This is a genomic window from Sphingomonas kyungheensis, from assembly GCF_037120395.1.
Taxonomy (GTDB): domain Bacteria; phylum Pseudomonadota; class Alphaproteobacteria; order Sphingomonadales; family Sphingomonadaceae; genus Sphingomonas; species Sphingomonas kyungheensis.
Window position 1 is genome coordinate 408835 of record NZ_JBBBDM010000001.1, and the last position, 18071, is coordinate 426905.

Sequence of the window (18071 nt, forward strand, 5' to 3'; positions counted from 1 at the left end):
GGGCAGGCATTCATGGGGCTGACGCTGCTCGTCACCTCGTCCTGCATGCCCTCCGGCAACGATGCGACGCGGGTCGCGCAGGCGGTGCCGGCGCCGAGCCCGCGCCAGTTGCTGCGCGCGCTCGCGCTCGACACCCCCGGTCTCGACGGTCTGCCCGATACGCTGCGCGCCTCGCTCGCCGCGGAAGACGACGGTGCGGCGAATCCGCAGGCCGCGCCCGCCTTCCTCGCCCAGGCGGCGAGCGCGGAGGATGCGGCGCGCGCCAGCGACTGCCTGACCGCCGCGGTCTATTACGAGGCGCGCTCCGAACCGCTCGACGGTCAGCGCGCGGTCGCCCAGGTGGTGCTCAACCGGGTGCGCGACCGGGCTTTCCCGCACAGCGTCTGCGGCGTCGTCTTCCAGGGTTCGAACCGGCGCACCGGTTGCCAATTCTCCTTCACCTGCGACGGATCGATGGCCTATCGCCGCGAACCCGGTGCGTGGGCGCGGGCGCGCGCGGTCGCCGAGGCGGCGCTCGCCGGCAGCGTCTATGCGCCGATCGGTGGGGCGACCTTCTATCACACCAGCGCGATCCTGCCGTGGTGGGCATCGAGCCTTGCGCGGATCGGCTCGGTCGGCGCGCACATCTTCTACCGCTGGCGCGGCGCGATGGAGGGGGCGTTGAGCTTCCGCGCCGCTTATGCCGGCGTCGAGCCGCTCGCGGCGCCGTCGGAACCGGTCGCGCAGACCGCGGCGCTCTATCGCGACAGCGGCGAGGATGGCGGCGTCACCGTCCATCGCGGGCAGCTCGCCGCGATCGTCCGCCCCGATTCGCCGGCCGGCACCGCCATTGCCGTCGCGGCGCCGCGGATGACGGTTACCGCGGGCGTGCGCGTCCATCTCGGCAGCGTCGCGCCGACGCGCGTCGTCACCGAGGGCGCGACGGTCGGCGAGGAAAGCGATCCCGGCTGAGCGGTGTCACACCGCGGCGGCGAGATCCGCGTCGCTGAGCGGCCGCCAGCCGTTCGGCCCGAGCATCTCCAGCGGGCGATAGCGCGTCTTGTACGCCATCCGCGCCGAGCCCTTCACCCAATAGCCGAGATAGACGTAGGGCAGTCCCGATTCGCGCGCGCGCATGATGTGATCCATGATGATCACGTTGCCGAGGCCCGGGCGACCGTCGCCGCCTTCGGTATCCGCGGCGAAGAAGCTGTAGATCATCGACAGGCCGTCCGCCTGCCGGTCGGTGAGGCAGGCGCCGACCAGTTCGCCGCGCGACCCGTCGGCGGTGCGGGTGCGATATTCGACGATCATCGAATTGACCGGCGAATGTTCGATCATGTCGGCGTAATCGTCCTCGTCCATCCCGGCCATGCCGCCGCCGGGGTGGCGCGCGGCGAGGTAGCGGCGCAGCAGCTGGAACTGTTCGTCGGTCGCCCACGGCCGGCAGATCGCGATGTCGAGATCGGCATTGCGGCGCAGCAGCTTGCGCTGGCTGGCATTGGGCGTGAACGCCTGGGTGACGATACGGACCGAGACGCAGGCGGTGCAGCCTGCGCACGACGGACGATAGGCGACCCCCTGCGAGCGACGGAAGCCGATCCGGCTCAGCGCGTCGTTGAGTTCGCTGGCATGCGGGCCGCTCAATTCGGTGAACACCTTGCGTTCCTGCCGCCCGGGCAGATACGGGCAGGGTGCGGGCGTCGTGACGAAGAAGCGCGGAAAACGGAATGGCGCAGTCACCGCCGGCAATCTCCTGGGAACGTCACGCGCGAAGCGGTACCACCCGACCTATGAAAGAAGCGTGCCGCCTTGCAAAGTGGCTTTCCGGTCGGAAACGGTTAATTTGCGGCTAATTGTCTTTTCGTGCGTTGGCTTGCCGTCAGATCAAGTCAATGTTGCACCGCAGGAACAAAGTTGGTAACCGCTCGTTCCCGGTATCCAATCCGCTTGGAGTTTTCTGTTTATGTCGAAGTTTGCTGGTTCGCTCGCCGCCCTGGCGATGATTGCCGCCCCGGTCGCTGCTAGCGCCGCTCCTGCCAACCCCGCCGCGTCGCTGTCGGTTGCCAAGTCGGTCCGCGCCAGCGCGCCGTCGGCGAAGAAGAGCGACCTGGCTGGTGGCGGTCTGCTCGCCGCGCTGATCGTCGCTGGCGTGGTCGCGATCGGCGTCGTCGCCGTCGTGCAGGACGACAACGCCGACAGCAACTAAGCTTCGGCTTATGCTTTCGAACGGGGGCTGCGCCACGGCGCGGCCCCCGTTTTTGCGTCCGGTGTCTTGGCAGCCCCAGCTTAACCGCGCCGGCGGGGATCCCGTGGCCGAGCAGGACAACCGCTCATGGCAAGAATACTGAACTCCCGCCTTCGCCGGAGCACTGATACTTCGCGCGGCGCCGAATAAGGGCAGGGCTTAGTCGGGCGATCGGTCCAAAGGACGTCCATCGCTTCCCGACGGAAGCCCCGCCGGCCTACGCCTGCTCGATCATGCTCGTCTCGAACCCGCCTTCGCGCAGCGCCGCGATCAGCCGGTCGAGGTGCGGGCGGTCGCGGGTTTCGCATTCGATCTCGGTGAACAGGCCCTTGGCCGGCAGCGAGGTGAAGATGCGCTGGTGATAGACTTCGATGATGTTGACGCGCTGCGCGTCGAAGATGCGCGCGACGTGGAACAGCGCGCCCGGCTGGTCCTGGAGGCGCACGCGCAGGCGTGCCAGCCGCCCCGACCGGGCGAGGTCGCGCAGCAGCACGTTGGCAAGCAGCCGCGTGTCGATATTGCCGCCGCACAGGATGATACCGACGGTCCGCCCGCGGAACCGCTCGGGATAGGCCATCAGTGCGGCGAGCCCCGCGGCGCCGGCGCCCTCGACCACCGTCTTCTCGATCTGGAGCAGCAGGCTGACCGCCTCTTCGAGGTTGCGCTCGCCGACCAGCACGATGTCGTCGACTAGCTCGGCGACCATCCGCGCGGTGATCCCGCCCGGCTCCTTGACCGCAATCCCCTCGGCGAGCGTATCGCCGGCGCAGGGCAGGCTGGTGCCGCGGATGCGATTGTACATCGACGGAAACAGTTCGGCCTGCACGCCGACCACCTCGATCGGGTGATCGGCCGCACGCGCGACGATCGCGGTGCCCGAGATCAGCCCGCCGCCGCCGATCGGGATCAGCAGCGTATCGAGCGTCGGCACGTCCTCCAGCATCTCCGCCGCGGCGGTGCCCTGGCCGGCGATGACGCGCGGATCGTCGAACGGGTGGACGAAGGTGAAGTCGCGCTCCGCCTCGAGCACGCGGGCATGGGCGTAGGCGGCGTCGAACGTCTCGCCCTCCAGCACCACCGTCGCCTTATGGCCCTCGGTCTGCATCACCTTCACCGTCGGCGTGGTGCGCGGCATGACGATCGTCGCCGGAATGCCGAGCCGGTTGGCGTGATAGGCGAGGCCCTGCGCGTGATTGCCCGCCGAGGCGGCGATGACGCCCTTGGCGCGCGCCTCCGGCGACAGCTGCAACAGCGTGTTGAGCGCGCCACGCTCCTTGTACGCCGCAGTGAACTGCAGATTCTCGAACTTGAGGTAGACGTTGGCGCCGGTCATCTCGCTCAGCGTGCGGCTGATCAGCGTCGGCGTGCGGACGATCTTGTCGCGGATGCGGGCATGGGCGGCGCGGACGTCGTCGATCGATACGGGCAGCGCGGCGGCGGCAGGGTTCGTGGCCATATCGGTCCCGCTAGACCATCTGGTGCAGCGGGGGAACAGCGCTTATGCGCACGGCATGGCACGACGGCTTTTCAGCACCTTCGCCGGGACGGCGATCACGACCCTCACGCTGGCGGCGGCGCTGCTGCCCGGAGTCGCCGCGGCGGACGGGCTGGTCGACAACGTCAACGGCATGACGCTCGACAAGGACGGCAAGGTCGTCCGCTTCCAGGCGATGCTGGTCACGCCCGACGGCCATGTCGCGCGGCTGCTCAGCGCCAAGGACAAGCGGCCCGACAAGCTCGACTGGCGTGCCGATTTCAAGGGCAAGACCTTGCTGCCCGGCATGATCGACGCGCACGGCCACGTCATGGAACTGGGCTTCCGCGCGCTCGAACTCGATCTGTCGGAGACGAAGAGCCTCGCCGAGGCGCAGGCGAAGATCGCCGATTATGCCCGCGCCAATCCGGATCGCGCCTGGATCATCGGCGGCGGCTGGAACCAGGAGGCGTGGAATCTCGGCCGCTTCCCGACTGCTGCCGAGCTCGACGCGGCGGTGCCCGACCGGCCGGTCTGGCTCGCCCGCGCCGACGGCCATGCGAGCTGGGGCAATAGCGCCGCGCTCAAGGCGGCGGGCGTCACCGCCAAGAGCGTCTCGCCCGCAGGCGGGCGGATCGAAAAGGGGGCAGGGGGCCAGCCCGCGGGCGTGTTCGTCGACGCCGCGCAGGCGCTCGTCGCCAAGGTGGTGCCGCAGCCGCTCGGCAAGGATCGCAACGCCGCCTTCCTCAAGGCGCAGACGATCCTGCTCGGTTACGGCGTCACCGCCACCGCCGACATGGGCACGACCATCGAGGACTGGCTGACCTATCGCCGCATCGGCGATCTCGGCGGCCTGCGCGTGCGGATCATGAGCTACGGCATGGGCGTCGACACGACGGTGCAGATCGGCGGCACCGGGCCCACGCCGTGGCTGTACGGCGACCGGCTCAAGCTGGTCGGCGTCAAGCTCTATGCCGATGGCGCGCTGGGTTCGCGGGGGGCGTGGCTCAAGGCGCCCTATGCCGATGCGCCGGGCCAGTCGGGCGCGGGCTTCATGAGCGATACGGTGCTGCGCAACCTGATGAGCCGCGCGGCGATGGACGGCTATCAGGTCGCGGTCCACGCGATCGGCGACCGCGCCAATGCCGAGGTGCTCGATGCGATCGACGAGATGGCGCAGACCTACAAGGGCGACCGGCGCTGGCGGGTCGAACATGCGCAGATCATCGATCCGGTCGATCTGCCGCGCTTCGGCCGCTACGGCACGATCGCGTCGATGCAGCCGACGCACGAGACCAGCGACCGGACGATGGCGGAGGCGCGGCTCGGCGCGGCGCGGCTGACCGGGGCCTATGCCTGGGCGTCGATGCTGCGCAACGGTGCCAAGCTCGCCTTCGGGTCGGACTATCCGGTCGAGCGGCCCGATCCCTGGGCAGGCTGGGCGGCGGCCTTCACCCGCCAGGGTGCCGACGGTCAGCCGTCGGGGGGCTGGCGGCCCGAGGAGGCGGTGACGCGCGAACAGGCGTGGTGGGCCTTCACCGGCGGCGCGGCCTATGCCGGTTTCGCCGAGGACCGGATCGGCCGGCTCGCCCCCGGGCTCGACGCGGACTTCGTCATCGTCGATCAGGACCCGCTGCTCGCCTCCCCCGCCGACCTGCGCGCGACGCGCGTGCAGGAAACCTGGGTCGGCGGGCGGAAGGTCTGGGAGCGCAAGTAGCTCAGCCGTTGGGCGCGGTGTCGGCGGCGTCGATCAGCTCGATCGCGTGGGCGAGGTGCGCGGCGGCGATCTGAGACGAGAAGGTCGGCATGTTGTCCAGCAGTTGCAGGGCGTCTGCAATCAGGGCGCGGGCAGTTGCCGTTGCCAGATCATTCTGCTGATTCAAGTCATTCGTCATCATCGGCCTCGTCGTACTGCGACTCCTTTATTATCTCGTCTCATAAGGTGGCGTTAATAACCAGTCAGTATTTGTAGCTGATTTGGATCAGGCCGATCCGCGATGGCAAGTATAGTGAGCGGTATGCGCACAAGTAACAATAAGGCCGCGGCATCGGGGGATGCCGCGGCCTTTCATAGTAGACCGAACAGACGAACGGGCGTCAGGCGACCGCGCCGATCTCCTCGGGCTCGCGCAGGACGTAGCCGCGGCCCCATACCGTCTCGATATAATTCTCGCCGTCGCAGGCCAGGCTGAGCTTCTTGCGCAACTTGCAGATAAAGACGTCGATGATCTTCAATTCCGGCTCGTCCATGCCGCCGTACAGGTGATTGAGGAACATTTCCTTGGTCAGCGTGGTGCCCTTGCGCAGCGAGAGCAGCTCGAGCATCGCATATTCCTTGCCGGTCAGATGGACACGGCTGCCATCGACCTCGACCGTCTTGGCGTCGAGATTGACCGCGAGCTTGCCGGTGCGGATGACCGACTGGCTGTGGCCCTTCGAGCGGCGGACGACGGCGTGGATGCGCGCGATCAGTTCTTCGCGGTGGAACGGCTTGGTGACGTAATCGTCGGCGCCGAAGCCGAAGCTGCGCACCTTCGAATCCATTTCGTTGATCCCCGACAGGATCAGCACCGGCGTCGCGACCCGCGCGACGCGCAGCTTCTTGAGCACGTCATAGCCGTGCATGTCGGGCAGGTTGAGGTCGAGCAGGATGATGTCGTAATCGTACAGCTTTCCCAGATCGAGGCCTTCCTCGCCCAGATCGGTGGTGTAGACGTTGAACCCTTCCGTGCCGAGCATCAGCTCGATCGCCTTGGCGGTGGTGGGCTCGTCTTCGATCAACAGCACTCGCATCGCATCAACCCCTGTTGGTCCGACCCTGAGCACCCCTGCTGCACGGCGCGACCCGATTCCATTAACCAAAGAACATCTGAAGGCAAAAGGTTAATTAGGATTTAATCCAGCGCGCTGAACGGTGCGGATAGTTAATCTTTTTTAGCTTCCTCGTCGGGATCGGTCGGCGTCAGGTCCGGTCCGAGCAGCGTCTGGTGGCGGCTGCGCGGAATGTCCTCGCCGAGCACCTCGCGCAGGTAGAGGCTGCGGACAAGGGTGAAGATCACCACCAGCAGCGCCGCCGAGAAGAACAGGCCGAAGATGCCGAAGATCACGCCGATGCCGATGATCGCGAAGACGGTGATCGCCGGCGGGATCGAGATGACGCGGGCCTGCACATAGGGCGTGATGAAATTGGTCTGGATCAGCCGCACCACCGCATAGGTGACGAGCGTGCCGATCAGCGGCCCGGTCCCCTGCGTCGCGGCGAGGCCGAGCGCTGGCACCATCGCCGCGGTCGGGCCGATATAGGGAATGAACTCCGACAGGCCGGCGAGCAGCCCCAGCGCCGCGGCCGACGGTACGCCCGAAATCCACAGGCCGATGCCGACCAATATCCCCATGCTCGTCATCAGGATCAGCGACGAGCGCAGCCACAGCCGCAAGGTCGAGCCGACGTCGAACAGCGCATCCTCGATCGCCGGACGCTTGCCGCGCGGGATCAGGAACAGGAAGCCGCGCTGGTAGATGCCGGGATCGGCGGCGAAGAAGGCGGCGCCGACGAGCAGCAGCAGGCTGTTGAGCACCAGTTCGCCGCCGCCCTGGAGCAGGCCGCTGACGTCCTGCGCGGCACGCGACCCGGCATAGGCCTGCTGCACCGCGTCGACCAGCTTGGCGCCGACCGGACTGCGCGACGCCCAGGCGGCGAGCTGGTCGAGCAGGCTGGGCAATTGCGTCACCAGCACGTTGACCTGTTCGCGGAACTGGACGCCGAACAGCCAGACGAGGAAGCCGACGATGCCGAAGGCGGTGGCGATGCCCAGGCCGATTGACGCCTTCTCGGGAACGCGCAGATGATCGCGGTACAGATCGGCAATCGCGTGAATGGCGATCGCGCCGAGCATCGACCCGAAGGCGAGGATGAGCAGATTGCCCGCCTTGAACAGAGCCGCGGCGACCGCGGCGATGATCAGGATATAGACCAGCCGCCGGATGAAGCGGCTGTCGGCAGCGTCGGGGGCAAGGCGGTTCATGCGGGCGGACGGGCAGGGGAGGGTACGCAGGCGGCAATGGTCACGTACGCATCTCCTTGGGGCCGCATCGACCTGTGCGCGGTTAAACGTCCGATTCCGCGATTTGGCCGCATGTCCTGGCGTGTACGCTTCCGTCGCGCAGGGTAGGGCTGTACGGACCCTGTCGCCGCTGCCCCGATCGGGGATATCCCTGCACGCTTGCGAAAGACCGATGATATGAAATTCTGCCGCTTCGGCCAGCCCGGCCAGGAACAGCCCGGCCTCATCGACGATACGGGCCGCATCCGCGACCTGTCCGCGCTGGTCGGCGACATCACCGTCGATACGCTCGCCACGGTGCGGGCCGCCGATGTCGCCAGCCTGCCGGTGGTCGAGGGGACGCCGCGCTATGGCGTGCCGGTCAAGGGCATCGGCAAGATCGTCGCGATCGGGCTCAACTATCGCGACCATGCGATCGAATCGAACCTGCCGATCCCGACCGAGCCGATGATGTTCCAGAAGCCGCTGTCGAGCCTGTCGGGTCCCTATGACGACGTCATGCTGCCGCGCGATTCGACGCATAGCGACTGGGAGGTCGAACTGGGCGTGATCATCGGCAAGACCTGCCGCTACGTCAGCGAGGACGAGGCGCTCGACAAGGTCGCCGGCTATGTGCTGGTCAACGACGTGTCGGAGCGGTTCAACCAGAAGCAGCGCGGCTCGCAATGGTCGAAGGGCAAGGGGCATGACACCTTCTGCCCGGTCGGCCCGTGGCTGGTGACGCCCGACGAGGTCGGCGACGCGCAGGCGCTCGACATGTATCTCGACGTCAACGGCGAGCGGATGCAGACCGGCAATACCCGGACGATGATCTTCGATCTCAAGCAGCTGATCGCCTATGTCAGCGAATATATCACACTCTATCCGGGCGATCTGCTGATCACCGGGACGCCGCCGGGCGTCGGCGAGGGCAAGAAGCCCGAGGCGGTCTATCTCAAGGCCGGCGACGTGATCGAACTAGGCGTCGACCGGCTCGGCACGCAGCGCCAGCAGGTCGTCGCGTGGCGGCAGCTCGGCGACGCGCCGCTCGCCTGACCGGCGCGTGCGGGGCGGCTGCGGCCGCCCCGTTCAGGGCGCTGCGGGGTTGCCCGAATCCAGCTCGGCGATCAGCCGCGCATAGCGTTTCGCCATCTCGCGATGGACCCGTCGCGCATCAGGCGTGGCGCTGCGATCCGCAAGGCGCCGCTCCTGCTCGGCGCGACGTTGGTAGAAAGCGATATCGGCGGCCATCATCGCTCGCGTCCCCGCATGCCATCCGCCGACTCACCCGCGGGCCGGCGGTAACCATCTGCATATTAGCAGCTTTTTCGATCGCTTACGCGGGCTTTATCGACGCATGAGGCGCGGCGAGCGGCAGCCGTATCCGGCAGGTCATGCCGCGCGCGCCGAAGGTGAGCGTCACCTCGGCATCGATCTCATAGGCCAGCGCGCGGGTGAGCAGTTCGAGACCGAAGCCCTCGCGCGCGGGCGGGCCGGCGCCGTCGCGGCTCGTCTCGTTCCAGTCCAGGCGCAGCTGCGCGTCGGGCGCCTCCTCGACCGTCCAGCGTACCGCCAGCGTGCCATCATCGCGGCTCAGCGCGCCATGCTGGACCGCATTGTCGGTCAGCTCGTGCAGCGCGAGGCCGAATTGTTCGGCGAGCTGCGGCGGCAGCCGCACCTCGGGGCCGCCATAATCGACCCGCCCGCCGAGCTGATGCGCGAGCAAGGCGTCGACCAGCAAGGTCTCGAGATCGACGCCACGGTCGCCCGCGCCCATGATCTGGCTTTGCGTCCGCGCCACTGCGGCGAGCCGGCCGTCGAAGCGATAGCGATAGTCGTCGATCGTCTCGCTGGTCTCGGCGGTGCGGCGCGCGATCGAGCGGATGATCGCCAGCGTGTTGCGCACCCGGTGATGGAGCGTGTAGCGGCGGCGCCGTTCGCTCGCGAGGCCGTCGCACAGATCGGTGACGTCGACCGCGACGCCCTGCCATCCGTCCGCATCCGGCACGCCGCTCAACCGCAGCCAGCGATAGGCCTCTGCCGGCGCGAGCCGCACGCGCACGTCGGCGCTGAACAGCGCCAGACCGGCGGCGCGGCGCCATTGGGCGCCGAGCCGGTCGTGATCGTCGGGATGGACGCTGACCGCATCGTCGGCCGCGCGGAGAAAGCGCAGCGCCGCGCCGTCCGCCGCCGCATGCCAGGCCAGAGGGGCGATCGGATCGGCAGCGGCGGCGGGATCACCCAAGGGCATCGAGATGCCGTCCTTCGTGGTCGAGGTGGAGATAGGCCGGATTGAACATCGCGACATCGCACAGACCGTCAAGATCAAGTGCCTCGAATTCGCGTCCTTTCCAGCGGATCAACTGGCGCGAGCGCAACTCCTGCACCATCCTGTTGACATGCACCGGCGTCATGCCGGTCGCCTCGGCGAGATCGGTCTGGGTCAGCGGGATTTCGCAGCGCAGCCCGTCGATCATCCCGACCGCGCGCAGGCGGAAGATCAGCTCGCAGAACAGGTGCGACAGGCGTTCGAGCGCGTCGCGCTGGCCGAGATTGACCGTCCATTCGCGCTGGATCGCCGCGGTGGTCAGCGAATCCCACCACAGGGCCTGATGGACGCGCGGTCCGAGCGCCGCCAGATCGTCGATCTGGTCGCGGGTCAGCTCGACATAGCGGACCTGGGTCAGCGCGCCGATCGAATGATCCATTTTGCGCAGGATCGAGCCGTGGATGTCACACAGATCGCCGGGCAGATGGAGGGCGATGATCTGGCGGCGGCCGTCTTCAAGCGTCTTGTAGCGGAACGCCCAGCCCTCGAGGATCAGCGGCACGCCGCGCGGCCGATCGCCTTCGCGGATCAGATCGCGGCGCTGGCGGGCGACGAGCGCCGATCCGCCGCAGGCCGTATTGATCGCATTCCGCTCCTCGGGCGAGAAGACGGTGAAATGTCGTAACCGGGCGAGCAGGCGGTGAGCGGGCGGGGCAGACATGGTGCGACCTGACAGCATTTGTCGCGCCTGCTCGTTCACCCATGTTAACGCCAACCATTACTGAGGCTTTATCCCGCGATTTAGCAAGGAGTAGCGCAATGACGTCAGGGATATCGCCGCTCGTCGGCAAGGCGGTGCTCGTCGTCGAGGACGAATATATGATCGCCGACGACCTCGCGCGCGAATTGCGCGGTGCCGGCGCGCATGTCGTCGGGCCGGCGGCATCGCTGCCGCAGGCGATGCGGCTGAGCGACGCGGGGGCGCTCGACCTTGCGATTCTCGACATCAATCTGCGCGAGATGCTCGTCTATCCGCTGATCGACGCGCTGCTCGCCGCGGGCGTGAAGGTCCTGCTGACCAGCGGCTATGACGAGGCGATGATCCTCGACCGCTATCACGACCTGCCGCGCTGCGAGAAACCGGTGACCACCGAACGCCTGCGCCGCGCGGCGGAGGCGTTGTTCGACGAGGCGGCGCGCGGGTAGGGCGGCGGTCGGCCGCGCTGGGTTTCCGAGCGGCGAACCCGGCAATGGCCTGGCGCCGTGTATTCGCTTGAGCCTGACCCATGCCGGTGCTCCCCGCAGGCCGGAGCGCAGGGTTGCGTCGCGCCGCCAGCCGTCGCTCTTTGTGGCAGTGGAATCCCGCCGGCGGGGGAACAGTGGTGCTTCTACGCGCTTTTGCCACCTTCGCGCAGAGACCGATCGCGTGCGCATAGGGATGCGCTGCCCCGCCAGCAGCGTCCACGGTGGCGCCGGGCGCCCCTCCCGCTCGGCGTTCCCCGCAGTGTCAGACGTCGGAGTTTGCCCGACCGTGGAGCGGCTGGGATGAGGCCTCAATCCCCATAACAAAAGGGGCCCGGCATCGCTGCCGGACCCCTTCGTGTCACGAGGACGCGATCGATCAGTCGCGATCGCCGGTCAGGAACGCCGGCGCGAACGCGGGCGCGGGGCCGTCGTCGTTGCCGCCGTTGCGCGGGCCACGGTCGCCGCCCTCGCCGCGGGGGCCACGATCGCCGCCGTCGCGACGCGGTCCGCGCCCGCCGCCGTCACGGCCGCTGCCGTCGCGGCGCGGACCACGACCACCGCCGTCCCGATCGCCGCCGCCGCTGCGCGGTCCGCGCGGACCACGATCACCGCCTTCGCGCGGTTCGCGGGCCGGACGCGTGTCCTCCAGCTCGGCGCCGGTTTCCTGGTCGACGACACGCATCGACAGGCGGACCTTGCCGCGCGGATCGATCTCGAGGACCTTGACCTTGACCGCCTGGCCTTCGGACAGGACGTCGGACACCTTCTCGACGCGCTCGTTCTTGATCTCCGAGACGTGGACCAGACCGTCCTTGCCGCCCATGAAGTTCACGAAGGCGCCGAAATCGACGAGGTTGACGACCTTGCCGTCATAGACCTTGCCGACTTCCGCTTCCTCGACGAGGCCCTTGATCCACTTCACCGCCGCATCGATCTGCGCCGGATCGGACGAGGAGACCTTGATGACGCCCTCGTCGTCGATGTCGACCTTGGCGCCGGTCTGCGCGACGATCTCGCGGATCACCTTGCCGCCGGTGCCGATCACTTCGCGGATCTTCGACTTGTCGATCGAGAAGGTCTCGATGCGCGGCGCATGCGCCGACAGCTCCGAGCGGGTCTCGCCCAGCGCCTTGGCCATTTCGCCGAGGATGTGTGCGCGACCCTCGTGCGCCTGCGCCAGCGCGACCTTCATGATCTCTTCGGTGATGCCGGAGATCTTGATGTCCATCTGCAGCGCGGTGATGCCCTCGCTGGTGCCGGCGACCTTGAAGTCCATGTCGCCGAGGTGATCCTCGTCGCCCAGGATGTCCGACAGGACGGCGAAGTCCTTGCCTTCGAGGATCAGGCCCATCGCGATGCCCGACACCGGGCGCTTGAGCGGCACGCCCGCGTCCATCATCGACAGCGAACCGCCGCACACCGTCGCCATCGACGACGAGCCGTTGCTCTCCGTGATGTCGCTGGTGACGCGGATCGTGTAGGGGAATTCCTCCTTGGTCGGCAGCACCGGGTGCAGCGCGCGCCAGGCGAGCTTGCCGTGACCGACTTCGCGACGGCCCGGCGCACCGAAGCGGCCGACTTCGCCGACCGAATAGGGCGGGAAGTTATAGTGGAGCATGAAGTTCTGGTACGACAGGCCGTTGAGGCCGTCGATCATCTGCTCCGCGTCGCGCGTGCCGAGCGTGGTCGTCGCGATCGTCTGCGTCTCACCGCGGGTGAACAGCGCCGAGCCGTGCGCGCGCGGCAGGAAGTGGACTTCCGCCTCGATCGGACGGACCGTCTTGGTGTCGCGGCCGTCGATGCGGCGACCGGTCTTGAGGATCGCGGTGCGGACGATGTCCGCCTCCAGCTTCTTCACCAGCTTGAGGCTGGCGAGATAGGCCTGCGGATCGCTGTCCTTGAGGTCGGCCATGCCGTCGCGCGCCTTGGTGCGCGCCTCGTTGATCGCGGTCTGCCGCTGCTGCTTGTCGGTCAGCTTGTACGCCGCCTCGAGGTCCTTGCCGATCAGCTTCTTGAGCTTGGCCTTCACCGCCGAGCTGTCGGCCTGCACCTTCAGCTCCCACGGATCCTTGGCGGCCTGTTCGGCGAGATCGATGATCGCGTTGATGACGTCCTGCGACGCCTTGTGCGCGAACATCACGGCGCCGAGCATGACCTCTTCCGAAAGCTCCTTGGCTTCCGATTCGACCATCATCACCGCGTCATGCGTGGCGGCGACCATCAGGTCGAGCTCGCCCTCGACGACCTTGGCGTCGGACGGGTTGAGGATATATTCGCCGTCCTGATAGCCGACGCGCGCCGCGCCGATCGGGCCCATGAAGGGCACGCCCGACAGCGTCATCGCGGCCGAGGCGGCGATCATCGCCAGCAGGTCGGGCTCATTCTCGCCGTCATAGCTGAGCACCTGCGCGATGCAGTTGATCTCGTTGTAGAAGCCTTCGGGGAACAGCGGGCGGATCGGGCGATCGATCAGGCGGCTGACCAACGTCTCACGCTCGGTCGCGCCGCGCTCGCGCTTGAAGAAGCCGCCGGGGATGCGGCCGCTGGCGGAGAACTTTTCCTGGTAATGGACGGTGAGCGGGAAGAAATCCTGCCCTTCCTTGACCGACTTGGCGGCGGTGACCGCGCAGAGCACGACCGTCTCGCCGAGCGTCGCGATCACCGCGCCGTCGGCCTGGCGGGCAACCTTGCCCGTTTCGAGGGTCAGCGTCTGGCCGCCCCACTCGATCGATACCTTCTTGGCATTGAACATGTATTTTCCTTCACTCCGGCGGGCAGATCCCGGCCGGGGCCTATATCGCGGGCTAGCCGGCCCGCGTCGGTGTGGAGCGTTGTGTCGCTCCGGTGGATCGGGGCCGGATTGCCCGTCTCCGCTCAGCCGGCATCATGCCGGTATTCGAAAATTCCGTGGCCGCTCATAGCACGGCGATACGAAAAGGGCGACCCGAAGGTCGCCCTCTTGTTACTTGCGAAGGCCGAGCTTCGCGATCAGGTCCAGATACCGCTGGCCGTCGGTCTTGCGCAGATAGTCGAGCAGCGAGCGCCGCTTGTTGACCATCATCAGCAGCCCGCGGCGCGAATGGTTGTCCTTCTTGTGACCCTTGAAATGCTCGGTCAGGTTCTTGATGCGCTCCGACAGGATCGCGACCTGCACCTCGGGCGAACCGGTGTCGCCTTCCTGGCGGGCGTGTTCCTTGACCAGCTCGGTCTTGCGTTCGGCGGTGATCGTCATGCGTCAGTCCTCGACATCGTGTCACAGATTGAAGCCGCGGACGACGCGGGCCTCATGGCCCTCGACCGCTACCAGCGCGACCGGCTTGTCGCCGTCACACGCGAAATAGGGGCCATCGTCCTCGGCAATCCCGGTCAGAACACGCCCCTGGCGGAGCGCCCCTGCCTGATCGGGGGAGAGGGATAGAGCCGGGATGTCGTCCAGCCCCGCCCTCAACGGCAGGATCAACTGTTCAAGGGTGCGCGCCATAGCGGCCTCAGCCAATTTGTCCAGCGATATCGCCGGGGTGAGGGTGAAGGGGCCGGCCTTGGTGCGGCGGAGCATGGTGACGTGCCCGACCGTACCGAGCGCCAGTGCGATGTCGCGCGCCAGGCTGCGGATATAGGTGCCCTTCGAGACGTGCGCGGTGAGGGTAAGTTCGGGCAATTCCTCCCCTGCAAGGGGAGGGGGACCATCCGAAGGATGGTGGAGGAGGGCTTCCCCAAGAGGTGCCGCCTGTGGAAGCCCCCCTCCACCACCGGCTGACGCCGGCGGTCCCCCTCCCCATCCTGGGGAGGAGTAGAGCGCGTGGATCGTCACCGCGCGGCTCGCCAGCACCACCTCTTCGCCCGCCCGCGCGAGGTCATAGGCTCGCGCGCCATCCACCTTCAGCGCCGAATAGGCCGGCGGCACCTGCGTGATCGGCCCGGTGAAGCGCGGCAGCACCGCGGCGACCTGCGCCGCGGTCGGCCGCACGTCGGAAGTCGCGATCACCACGCCCTCGGCATCAAGCGTATCGGTCTGCTCGCCGAAACGGATCGTGAAATCGTAGACCTTGTCGCTGTCGAGCATCCGTCCGGCGAGCTTGGTCGCCTCGCCGACCGCGACCGGCAGCACGCCGGTGGCGAGCGGATCGAGCGTGCCGCCGTGGCCGACCTTCCACTTGCCATAGTCGCCCTGCCGCAACGCGCGTTTGACCGCGGAGACGACCTGCGTGCTGCCGAGCCCGAGGGGTTTGTCGATGATGATCCAGCCGTGCATCGGCAGCGCGTTAGGCGATCGCCTGCGCCAAGGCCAGAAACCAGCCGACGATCGCCTGGGCCGGCGGCCCGACCACACGGCCGACCAGATCGGCGCGCGGGACGATCATCGGCAGCACGACGAGCACGAGGATCAGCAGAAGGAAGCCGAACCGCCCGATCTTGGCATATTGCGCGGCGAGCGGACGCGGCAGCAGCCCCTCGACGACATGGCCGCCGTCGAAGGGCGGCATCGGCAGCAGGTTGAAGATCGCGAGGAAGACATTGACGAGCAGGAAGTTGACGAGATTGGCGAGCAGGAATCCGCCGATCCCGCCGGGTACCGTGCCGCCCGCGCTCGCGGCGATCGCGCCGATCGTCACCGCGGCGATCGTCGCCAGCAGGAAGTTCATGCCCGGACCCGCCAGCGCCACCGCGACCATGCCCCAGCGCGGGTTGCGCAGCCGTTGCGCGATCACCGGCACCGGCTTCGCCCAACCGAACACCGGCGCACCGGCGATGGCGAGGCCGAGCGGCAGGATCACCGTGCCGACCGGATCGACGTGGCGAAGCGGGTTGAAGCTCAGCCGGCGCTGCTCCTGCGCGGTCGGATCGCCGAGCCACTTCGCCATCCAGCCATGCGCCACCTCATGGAAGACGATCGCGATCACCAGCGGGATGATCCATACCGCCGTGCGGTAGACGATGTGTTCGGGGTTCATGCGCAGCGATATGGCGCGGGGCAGGGCGGTGCGCCAGTGCGGAGACGCACGCCTTCGCTCGGCCCTGTCGGTCAGTTGGTATCGAGCGCCTCGCTGAAATGCCGTCGGCACAGCGCGACGTAGCGGTCGTTGCCGCCGATTTCGGTCTGCGCTCCTTCCGCTATGGCGCGGCCTTGCGCGTCGACGCGCAGGTTCATGATCGCCTTGCGCCCGCACACGCAGACCGATTTGATCTCGATGAGCGCGTCCGCGATCGCCAGCAGTCGTGCCGATCCTTCGAACAACCGCCCCTGGAAGTCGGTGCGCAGACCATAAGCGAGCACCGGCACATTGAGCCGGTCGCAGATGCGCGCGAGCTGCGTCACCTGTCCGGCGGTGAGGAACTGCGCCTCGTCGACCAAGACGCAGGCGAGCGGCTCGCGCGCCTGCCGCTCGGCGACGCAGGCGGCAAGGTCGGTGGCGGCGTCGAACGGCGTCGCCGGCGCCTCCAGCCCGATCCGGCTGGTGATCGTCCCCGCCGCGAAGCGATCGTCGACCGCGGCGGTGAACAGCATCGTGTTCATGCCGCGCTCGCGATAGTTGAAGTCCGCCTGCAACAGCGTCGTCGACTTGCCGGCGTTCATCGAGGCGTAATAGAAATAGAGCTTGGCCATTACGAAGGACGCTCGATTGGCAACGGCGTCTTCGAACCGGCGAGGCGACCTAGCCGCTTCTCGAAAGAGATGAACGCGTCCATGTGTCGCGCATTCACCAGATGGATCATGTCGGCCAAATCCGCGCCTCTGACAAATCGCTCGATCGCCCATGCAATCCACGCGGGATCGCTGAGCGTGATCGTCGGCAATCGGATCAGGTCGGCAAGCGTCGCTGCGAGAAGTGTCCGGCCGAAGCCGTAAGGCGACGACCGTAGCCACGCGGTTTCGAGCAGGACCGTGTCCGAAACGTAGCAAGGGTCGCTCAGCAGGCGGGTTGCGATCGGGCTCTGAACCGGATCGTCATCCGTAACGTAGCGAACGACGATATTGGTATCGACCGCCTTCATCGATCCCAATGCGGGCCGCCCTGCGCCCACATTTCGGCGACGGCGGCATTCATGTCCTCAATCGACGTCGACCGATTGTACTTCGGGACACGCGCACGAATGCGCGCAGTGATCGCCTCGAAGCTTTCGCCTGACCGGACCGGCGACTTGCGCACGAAAACGCCATCGGACCGTTCGATCAATTCCAGCCGGTCACCCGAGACGAGGCGAAGCCGCTCCCGAATGTCCTGCGGGATGGCGACCTGCCCCTGATCCGACAATTCGACGAAGGCGTTCATGCCTACAAGATGCGACCGCCCAGCCGCCCCGTCAATCCTCGCCCAGATCCCGCGCGACCTCCGGCTTGCGCAGCAGCGCGTCGATATGGCTGCCCTCGTCGAAGCTCTCGTCGCCGAGGAACTTGAGCTTGGCGGCATATTTGGTCTGGATGCGGTGCGCGACCTCGCGCTGGAGATAGGCGGTGTTGGTGCGCAGCGCCTTGAGCACCGCGGCTTCGTCCTTGCCGAGCAGCGGCTTCACGAACACCGTCGCATGGCGCAGGTCGGGCGACATCCGAACCTCGGTGATCGACACCATATGCTTGGCCAGAGTCTCGTCATGCACGTCGCCGCGCTGAAGGATCTCCGACAGCACGTGGCGCACCTGTTCGCCGACGCGGAGCGTGCGGACCGATTTTTCCTGGGGGTCTTTGTTCATGATGCCTCTTACCCTCTCCCATCGGAGTATCAGGTCGTCCATGCTCCCAGCATGGACTGAACAGCGCGGGGCGCTGTTCACCTGATGCTGGAGGGCCCCGCCGTCGATAGGGGTGGGAGGGTG

At 67.3% G+C, this 18071-nt stretch carries 21 protein-coding genes; 5 read left to right on the top strand and 16 right to left on the bottom strand.

The window, feature by feature from the left end; genetic code table 11:
• The first annotated feature begins 12 nt into the window (after positions 1-12).
• A complete protein-coding gene (locus V8201_RS01925; RefSeq protein WP_336544335.1) occupies positions 13-951 on the top strand; it encodes a cell wall hydrolase in 939 nt (312 codons plus the stop codon).
• A gap of 6 nt (positions 952-957) precedes the next feature.
• On the opposite strand, the gene V8201_RS01930 is transcribed toward V8201_RS01925, so the two are convergent.
• Positions 958-1722, bottom strand: coding sequence for an arginyltransferase (locus V8201_RS01930; protein ID WP_037533924.1), 765 nt, complete (start codon positions 1720-1722; stop codon positions 958-960).
• A 223-nt stretch (positions 1723-1945) separates the two neighbouring features.
• Between V8201_RS01930 and V8201_RS01935 the strand changes: the two genes are divergently transcribed.
• A complete protein-coding gene (locus tag V8201_RS01935; protein WP_037533893.1) occupies positions 1946-2188 on the top strand; it encodes a hypothetical protein in 243 nt (80 codons plus the stop codon).
• A gap of 256 nt (positions 2189-2444) precedes the next feature.
• On the opposite strand, the gene V8201_RS01940 is transcribed toward V8201_RS01935, so the two are convergent.
• Positions 2445-3683 (bottom strand): threonine ammonia-lyase, encoded by a 1239-nt coding sequence (locus V8201_RS01940; protein ID WP_037533895.1) that lies wholly within the window; start codon positions 3681-3683, stop codon positions 2445-2447.
• 55 nt (positions 3684-3738) lie between these two features.
• Between V8201_RS01940 and V8201_RS01945 the strand changes: the two genes are divergently transcribed.
• Positions 3739-5418: an amidohydrolase gene (locus tag V8201_RS01945; RefSeq protein ID WP_336544336.1), complete on the top strand. Its 1680-nt coding sequence runs from the start codon at positions 3739-3741 to the stop codon at positions 5416-5418.
• A 1-nt stretch (position 5419) separates the two neighbouring features.
• On the opposite strand, the gene V8201_RS01950 is transcribed toward V8201_RS01945, so the two are convergent.
• The 3 genes from V8201_RS01950 to V8201_RS01960 all read right to left on the bottom strand — a co-directional run bounded on the left by V8201_RS01950 (position 5420) and on the right by V8201_RS01960 (position 7726).
• On the bottom strand, positions 5420-5596 hold the full coding sequence (locus V8201_RS01950; RefSeq protein WP_336544337.1) for a hypothetical protein: 177 nt from the start codon (positions 5594-5596) through the stop codon (positions 5420-5422).
• Between the two features lie 202 nt (positions 5597-5798).
• On the bottom strand, positions 5799-6494 hold the full coding sequence (ctrA, locus tag V8201_RS01955) for a response regulator transcription factor CtrA (RefSeq protein ID WP_037533896.1): 696 nt from the start codon (positions 6492-6494) through the stop codon (positions 5799-5801).
• Positions 6495-6625: 131 nt separating this feature from the next.
• Complete coding sequence (locus V8201_RS01960; RefSeq protein ID WP_336544338.1) at positions 6626-7726, bottom strand: AI-2E family transporter; 1101 nt, start codon at positions 7724-7726, stop codon at positions 6626-6628.
• A gap of 216 nt (positions 7727-7942) precedes the next feature.
• Here V8201_RS01960 and V8201_RS01965 point away from each other — a divergent pair, with 216 nt between their 5' ends.
• Positions 7943-8800, top strand: coding sequence for a 2,4-didehydro-3-deoxy-L-rhamnonate hydrolase (locus V8201_RS01965; RefSeq protein ID WP_037533898.1), 858 nt, complete (start codon positions 7943-7945; stop codon positions 8798-8800).
• A 33-nt stretch (positions 8801-8833) separates the two neighbouring features.
• Here V8201_RS01965 and V8201_RS01970 read toward each other — a convergent pair whose 3' ends face one another.
• The 3 genes from V8201_RS01970 to V8201_RS01980 all read right to left on the bottom strand — a co-directional run bounded on the left by V8201_RS01970 (position 8834) and on the right by V8201_RS01980 (position 10734).
• Positions 8834-8995, bottom strand: coding sequence for a hypothetical protein (locus V8201_RS01970; protein ID WP_200870394.1), 162 nt, complete (start codon positions 8993-8995; stop codon positions 8834-8836).
• Between the two features lie 85 nt (positions 8996-9080).
• Positions 9081-9995, bottom strand: a complete 915-nt coding sequence (locus V8201_RS01975; RefSeq protein ID WP_336544339.1) for a sensor histidine kinase — start codon at positions 9993-9995, stop codon at positions 9081-9083.
• Entirely contained in the window at positions 9982-10734 is a 753-nt protein-coding gene (locus V8201_RS01980) for a Crp/Fnr family transcriptional regulator (RefSeq protein WP_271299432.1), read from the bottom strand. Before V8201_RS01980 ends, V8201_RS01975 begins: the two co-directional genes overlap by 14 nt.
• A 98-nt stretch (positions 10735-10832) precedes the next feature.
• Between V8201_RS01980 and V8201_RS01985 the strand changes: the two genes are divergently transcribed.
• A complete protein-coding gene (locus tag V8201_RS01985) occupies positions 10833-11219 on the top strand; it encodes a response regulator (RefSeq protein ID WP_271299431.1) in 387 nt (128 codons plus the stop codon).
• A 415-nt stretch (positions 11220-11634) separates the two neighbouring features.
• Here V8201_RS01985 and pnp read toward each other — a convergent pair whose 3' ends face one another.
• The 8 genes from pnp to rbfA all read right to left on the bottom strand — a co-directional run bounded on the left by pnp (position 11635) and on the right by rbfA (position 17948).
• Complete coding sequence (pnp, locus tag V8201_RS01990; protein ID WP_271299430.1) at positions 11635-14010, bottom strand: polyribonucleotide nucleotidyltransferase; 2376 nt, start codon at positions 14008-14010, stop codon at positions 11635-11637.
• A gap of 210 nt (positions 14011-14220) precedes the next feature.
• A complete protein-coding gene (rpsO, locus tag V8201_RS01995) occupies positions 14221-14490 on the bottom strand; it encodes a 30S ribosomal protein S15 (protein ID WP_037533902.1) in 270 nt (89 codons plus the stop codon).
• 21 nt (positions 14491-14511) lie between these two features.
• A complete protein-coding gene (gene truB, locus V8201_RS02000) occupies positions 14512-15510 on the bottom strand; it encodes a tRNA pseudouridine(55) synthase TruB (RefSeq protein WP_336544340.1) in 999 nt (332 codons plus the stop codon).
• A gap of 10 nt (positions 15511-15520) precedes the next feature.
• Positions 15521-16210 (bottom strand): site-2 protease family protein, encoded by a 690-nt coding sequence (locus tag V8201_RS02005; RefSeq protein ID WP_336544341.1) that lies wholly within the window; start codon positions 16208-16210, stop codon positions 15521-15523.
• A gap of 71 nt (positions 16211-16281) precedes the next feature.
• On the bottom strand, positions 16282-16863 hold the full coding sequence (locus V8201_RS02010) for a thymidine kinase (RefSeq protein ID WP_336544342.1): 582 nt from the start codon (positions 16861-16863) through the stop codon (positions 16282-16284).
• Positions 16863-17252, bottom strand: a complete 390-nt coding sequence (locus V8201_RS02015) for a type II toxin-antitoxin system VapC family toxin (protein ID WP_336544343.1) — start codon at positions 17250-17252, stop codon at positions 16863-16865. Before V8201_RS02015 ends, V8201_RS02010 begins: the two co-directional genes overlap by 1 nt.
• On the bottom strand, positions 17249-17530 hold the full coding sequence (locus V8201_RS02020; protein ID WP_336544344.1) for an AbrB/MazE/SpoVT family DNA-binding domain-containing protein: 282 nt from the start codon (positions 17528-17530) through the stop codon (positions 17249-17251). Before V8201_RS02020 ends, V8201_RS02015 begins: the two co-directional genes overlap by 4 nt.
• A 31-nt stretch (positions 17531-17561) precedes the next feature.
• Positions 17562-17948 carry a 30S ribosome-binding factor RbfA gene (rbfA, locus tag V8201_RS02025; protein WP_200870393.1) on the bottom strand — a complete coding sequence of 129 codons (387 nt, stop codon included), beginning with the start codon at positions 17946-17948 and terminating at the stop codon, positions 17562-17564.
• Between the last annotated feature and the right edge of the window lie 123 nt (positions 17949-18071).

Excerpts from the sequence above, each read along its gene's own strand:
- V8201_RS01970 (WP_200870394.1), bottom strand. The coding sequence starts at position 8,995 with ATGGCCGCCGATATCGCTTTCTACCAACGTCGCGCCGAGCAGGAGCGG.
- truB (WP_336544340.1), bottom strand. The coding sequence starts at position 15,510 with ATGCACGGCTGGATCATCATCGACAAACCCCTCGGGCTCGGCAGCACG.
- rbfA (WP_200870393.1), bottom strand. The coding sequence starts at position 17,948 with ATGAACAAAGACCCCCAGGAAAAATCGGTCCGCACGCTCCGCGTCGGC.
- V8201_RS01980 (WP_271299432.1), bottom strand. The coding sequence starts at position 10,734 with ATGTCTGCCCCGCCCGCTCACCGCCTGCTCGCCCGGTTACGACATTTC.
- V8201_RS02010 (WP_336544342.1), bottom strand. The coding sequence starts at position 16,863 with ATGGCCAAGCTCTATTTCTATTACGCCTCGATGAACGCCGGCAAGTCG.
- V8201_RS01960 (WP_336544338.1), bottom strand. The coding sequence starts at position 7,726 with ATGAACCGCCTTGCCCCCGACGCTGCCGACAGCCGCTTCATCCGGCGG.
- V8201_RS01975 (WP_336544339.1), bottom strand. The coding sequence starts at position 9,995 with ATGCCCTTGGGTGATCCCGCCGCCGCTGCCGATCCGATCGCCCCTCTG.
- V8201_RS01965 (WP_037533898.1), top strand. The coding sequence starts at position 7,943 with ATGAAATTCTGCCGCTTCGGCCAGCCCGGCCAGGAACAGCCCGGCCTC.
- pnp (WP_271299430.1), bottom strand. The coding sequence starts at position 14,010 with ATGTTCAATGCCAAGAAGGTATCGATCGAGTGGGGCGGCCAGACGCTG.
- V8201_RS01985 (WP_271299431.1), top strand. The coding sequence starts at position 10,833 with ATGACGTCAGGGATATCGCCGCTCGTCGGCAAGGCGGTGCTCGTCGTC.
- V8201_RS01950 (WP_336544337.1), bottom strand. The coding sequence starts at position 5,596 with ATGACGAATGACTTGAATCAGCAGAATGATCTGGCAACGGCAACTGCC.
- V8201_RS02020 (WP_336544344.1), bottom strand. The coding sequence starts at position 17,530 with ATGAACGCCTTCGTCGAATTGTCGGATCAGGGGCAGGTCGCCATCCCG.
- V8201_RS01945 (WP_336544336.1), top strand. The coding sequence starts at position 3,739 with ATGGCACGACGGCTTTTCAGCACCTTCGCCGGGACGGCGATCACGACC.
- rpsO (WP_037533902.1), bottom strand. The coding sequence starts at position 14,490 with ATGACGATCACCGCCGAACGCAAGACCGAGCTGGTCAAGGAACACGCC.
- ctrA (WP_037533896.1), bottom strand. The coding sequence starts at position 6,494 with ATGCGAGTGCTGTTGATCGAAGACGAGCCCACCACCGCCAAGGCGATC.
- V8201_RS02015 (WP_336544343.1), bottom strand. The coding sequence starts at position 17,252 with ATGAAGGCGGTCGATACCAATATCGTCGTTCGCTACGTTACGGATGAC.
- V8201_RS01940 (WP_037533895.1), bottom strand. The coding sequence starts at position 3,683 with ATGGCCACGAACCCTGCCGCCGCCGCGCTGCCCGTATCGATCGACGAC.
- V8201_RS02005 (WP_336544341.1), bottom strand. The coding sequence starts at position 16,210 with ATGAACCCCGAACACATCGTCTACCGCACGGCGGTATGGATCATCCCG.
- V8201_RS01935 (WP_037533893.1), top strand. The coding sequence starts at position 1,946 with ATGTCGAAGTTTGCTGGTTCGCTCGCCGCCCTGGCGATGATTGCCGCC.
- V8201_RS01925 (WP_336544335.1), top strand. The coding sequence starts at position 13 with ATGGGGCTGACGCTGCTCGTCACCTCGTCCTGCATGCCCTCCGGCAAC.